Origin of the sequence: Flavobacterium sp. (genome assembly GCF_003525665.1) — a bacterium.
Classification (GTDB): Bacteria; Bacteroidota; Bacteroidia; order Flavobacteriales; family Flavobacteriaceae; genus Flavobacterium.
Window position 1 is genome coordinate 1 of the sequence record NZ_DQDX01000022.1, and the last position, 3,849, is coordinate 3,849.

Here is a 3,849-nt window from a genome sequence, read left to right on the forward strand (position 1 = left end):
TGGTGGTTGTGCAACAGTTACATGAGATGTACGCAATTGAAATGTATTAAATACTAAATCATTGATTATACAAATGCATTCCATTAAAAGTTATATCTGTACCTAGGTCAATAAAGAATCCTTTAAGTTAATAGAACTCCGTTTCATAATCAACTATACTGATATAATAAATTCGATAATTCTTAATAAACTATATCAAATAAAAAAGCCACACATTTCTGCGTGGCTTTCTTTGTATATAGTATAACTAATAGTTATTCGTTTGCATGGTGACGTTTTTCAATTTCGTCAATTTCTTTCTTGTTCATTGAGTCAACTAAAACTGGAGTTGCAATGAATAAAGAAGAATAAGTTCCTACAATAATACCAATTAACATAGCAAAGATGAATCCTCTAATAGATTCTCCACCAAAGATAAACATGATTAACAATACTAAAATCATCGTTAATGACGTATTCAATGTTCTTGATAATGTAGTATTAATAGAAGCGTTTACCACATCTTTAAAAGTACCTTTTACATTACCTGCAAGGAATTCTCTAATTCTATCAAATACAATTACAGTATCATTCATAGAATATCCAATTACTGTTAAGATAGCTGCAATAAAGTGCTGATCCATTTCCATGTGGAAAGGCATGATTTTGTACAATAATGAGTATAAACCTAATACGAAGATAACGTCGTGCAAGATTGCAGCAATTGCTCCAAGAGAATACTGCCATTTACGGAACGAGATTACTAAGTAAAGACCAACAACTAACATTGCTCCTAAAACAGCCCAGAATGAGTTTGTTTTAATATCGGCAGAAATTGTAGCACTTACTTTAGAACCTTGTAAAACTCCGTAAACTTTACCTTGGTATAAATTAACAAACTTGTCGTAAGTAATATTGTTAAAATATTTACTTAAACCGTCGTATAATTTTTTATTTACTTCTGCATCTACAGCAGTTCCTTCTTCTTTAATTTTATATTTAGTTGTAATTTTCAACTGATCTGAATCACCAAATATTTTAGCTTCTACTGGAGTTCCAAAAACTTGAGATAATTCCTCTGATACTTTTGTAGGCTCAACTGGTTTTTCAAATTTTACTTGGAATGTTCTTCCTCCAACAAAATCAACACCTTCATCAAGACCATTAACAAAGAAGATAGAAACTAAACTTACAATAACAACTACAGAAGAAAATAAGTAAGTCCATTTTTTCACTCCAATAAAATCATAATGGAAACCTGTAAACCAATTTTTAGTTGTTGGTGTGCAGAACATTAATGATCTATTGTTAGCAATATCTTTATCAATAAAAATTCTAGCGATGAAAATTGATGTAAATAATGACGTAACAATACCAATAAGTAATGTTAAAGCAAAACCTTGAATTGGACCTGTACCAAAGATGTATAAAATTGCACCTGTTAATACGTGCGTTACGTTAGCATCAATGATAGAACGCATAGCACCTTTCCATCCGTAAGCAGCATTTACCGCTTCGCCAAGAGTTTTACCTTCACGTAATTCTTCTTTTGCTCTTTCATAGATAATGATGTTGGCATCAACCGCAGTACCTAATGTTAATACGATACCTGCAATACCTGGTAATGTAAGTACAAAACCAAACGCAGCCATAATTCCGAATAAGAAAAGTAAGTTTAATAATAAAGCTGCGTTAGCATACCAACCTGCTCTACCATAATAGAATACCATCCATAAACATACTAATAAGAAACCTACAATTGAAGATAATAAACCAGCATCAATAGCTTTTTGACCTAATGATGGTCCAACTACTTCTGATTGTACAATTTCTGCAGCAGCAGGTAATTTACCAGCTCTTAAAACGTTAGCTAAATCTTTAGTTTCTGTTACATCAAATGCACCAGAGATTTCAGATCTTCCTCCAGCAATTGGTCCAGAAGAAACTCCAGGAGCAGAATATACTACATCATCAAGAGCGATAGCAATAAATCCTTTTTCTGTAGAAGCTCTACCTGTTAATTCTTCCCAAACTTTTGCGCCTTGACCGTTCATTTGCATAGAAACGGCTGGTTTACCCATTTGGTCAAATGTATCGCCAGCATCTGTAATAACACCACCACTTAATGGAGCAACATCATCACGATTCCCTTTTAATGCATATAATTCGAAAGTTTCTGTAGCTTTTTTAGTTTTTTCGTCAACTACAGTAGTTCCTTTATTCCATACAAATTTTGCATAACGCTTGTCTGCAGGCAATAAACCTCTAATATCTTTTCTTTTGAAATAACCGTTTACTGCAGCAGTATCTTTAGCAGCGATAATTCCTAAAACTGGTCCGCCACCTTGTCCAACAAACTTGTCTAATAACGGATTGTTACCTTTAGTTGTTGCAGCAGTAGAATCTGTTTTTTCTGCATCTGTAAGTAATTTTGCTAAAGTATCTTCTTTAACAGTTTTCACTTCTTTAGTAGCAACAGCCGATTTTTCAGTTAGTTTTAAAGCGTCATTTGCAGACATTAAAAACTGACCTAATTCGTCTATTTTATAAGTTTCCCAAAACTCTAATTGAGCTGTACTAGATAATAATTTTTTGATTCGATCTACATCTTTCGCACCTGGCAATTCTACCAAGATACGACCAGTTTGACCTAATTTAGCGATGTTTGGTTGTGTTACACCAAATTTATCGATACGTTTTCTTAATACTCCAAAAGCACTTTCTACAGATTCATCAACTTTTTTTCTGATTACCTTTTTAACTTGGTCATCTGTCATGTTAAAGTTAATAACATCTGATAAATTTCTGTTAGCAAAAATATCTGGAGAAGCTAATTTTGTAGAACCATTTGAAACTTTATCAAATTCTACAAAAAATGCATCAAGATACGATTGGTTACCTTGTTGGTTTTTCTTAGCATCTTCTAATGCTTTGTTGAAAGCTGGATTTTTAGAATTGTTAGCAAGACCTTTTAAAACATCTTTAACCGAAATTTGAAGAATTACGTTAATTCCTCCTTCAAGGTCAAGACCTTTATTAATTTGTTTACCTCTTACTTCTTCAAAAGTGTAATCTGTAAAACCTAAATTAAATACTTTCTCTTTACTGATAGAGTCTAAATACTTTGTTTCTTTCTCTTGGTTTCCACCAGCAAAAGCTTTAGCATCATTTTCTACCTTGTTCGAAACAAAGGTGAAAGAAAGTTGGTAAATACTTACCAGTGCAAATAGAATTGCGAAAAATTTAATAAGTCCTTTATTCTGCATTATTACTAAAAATTAATTAATTTTTGTTTGTTGGTATTTCAAAAAGTCAATAAACATAAGGTAATTTACTGATTCTCAATAAAAATCATAAAAAATACTAATCTACACTTTTTTTGAAACGTGCAAATATATAATTAACCTAAAGATTAACAAATTATTTAGGGATTAATATCAAAAAAAAGACTGCAAATTTTGCAGTCTTTGATAGTTGCTACTTAAAATATTATTTCTTTACAACCTTAACTGTTGTATTACTGGTGTCATTACTCAATTTTAATAAATAAACTCCATTTGCAAAACTACTTATATCTATTTGTTCTTCACTAGAAGAATTGAGCGATTGCAAAGCCACTTCTTGACCCAAATAATTGAACAATTTTGCTTTAGTAAATTGATTTACCGAATTGTCAAACCCAACAAAGCTAGAAGTAGGATTTGGATAAACCAATACTTCATTATCATTAAATTCATTGGTTGATAAAGTACCTGGATTGAGTCGTACCAAAGCACCTAAAATTACTTGACAAGATTCGTCAATATGATTTTCGCCTCCGGCTATAATTTTATTGTCGGGTTGAATTAAAATAGAAAATGCAATATTATT

2 protein-coding genes are annotated in these 3,849 nt (G+C 31.6%); both read right to left on the reverse strand.

The genetic code is table 11. The features are described 5' to 3' along the window. Positions 1-254: 254 nt before the first annotated feature. Positions 255-3,245, reverse strand: a complete 2,991-nt coding sequence (gene secDF, locus DIU01_RS01485) for a protein translocase subunit SecDF (RefSeq protein ID WP_290831489.1) — start codon at positions 3,243-3,245, stop codon at positions 255-257. A 223-nt stretch (positions 3,246-3,468) separates the two neighbouring features. Further along, positions 3,469-3,849, reverse strand: a 381-nt coding sequence (locus tag DIU01_RS01490; protein ID WP_290831490.1) for a T9SS type A sorting domain-containing protein, incomplete at its 5' end; no start/stop codon positions are given.

Excerpts from the sequence above, each read along its gene's own strand:
- secDF (WP_290831489.1), bottom strand. The coding sequence starts at position 3,245 with ATGCAGAATAAAGGACTTATTAAATTTTTCGCAATTCTATTTGCACTG.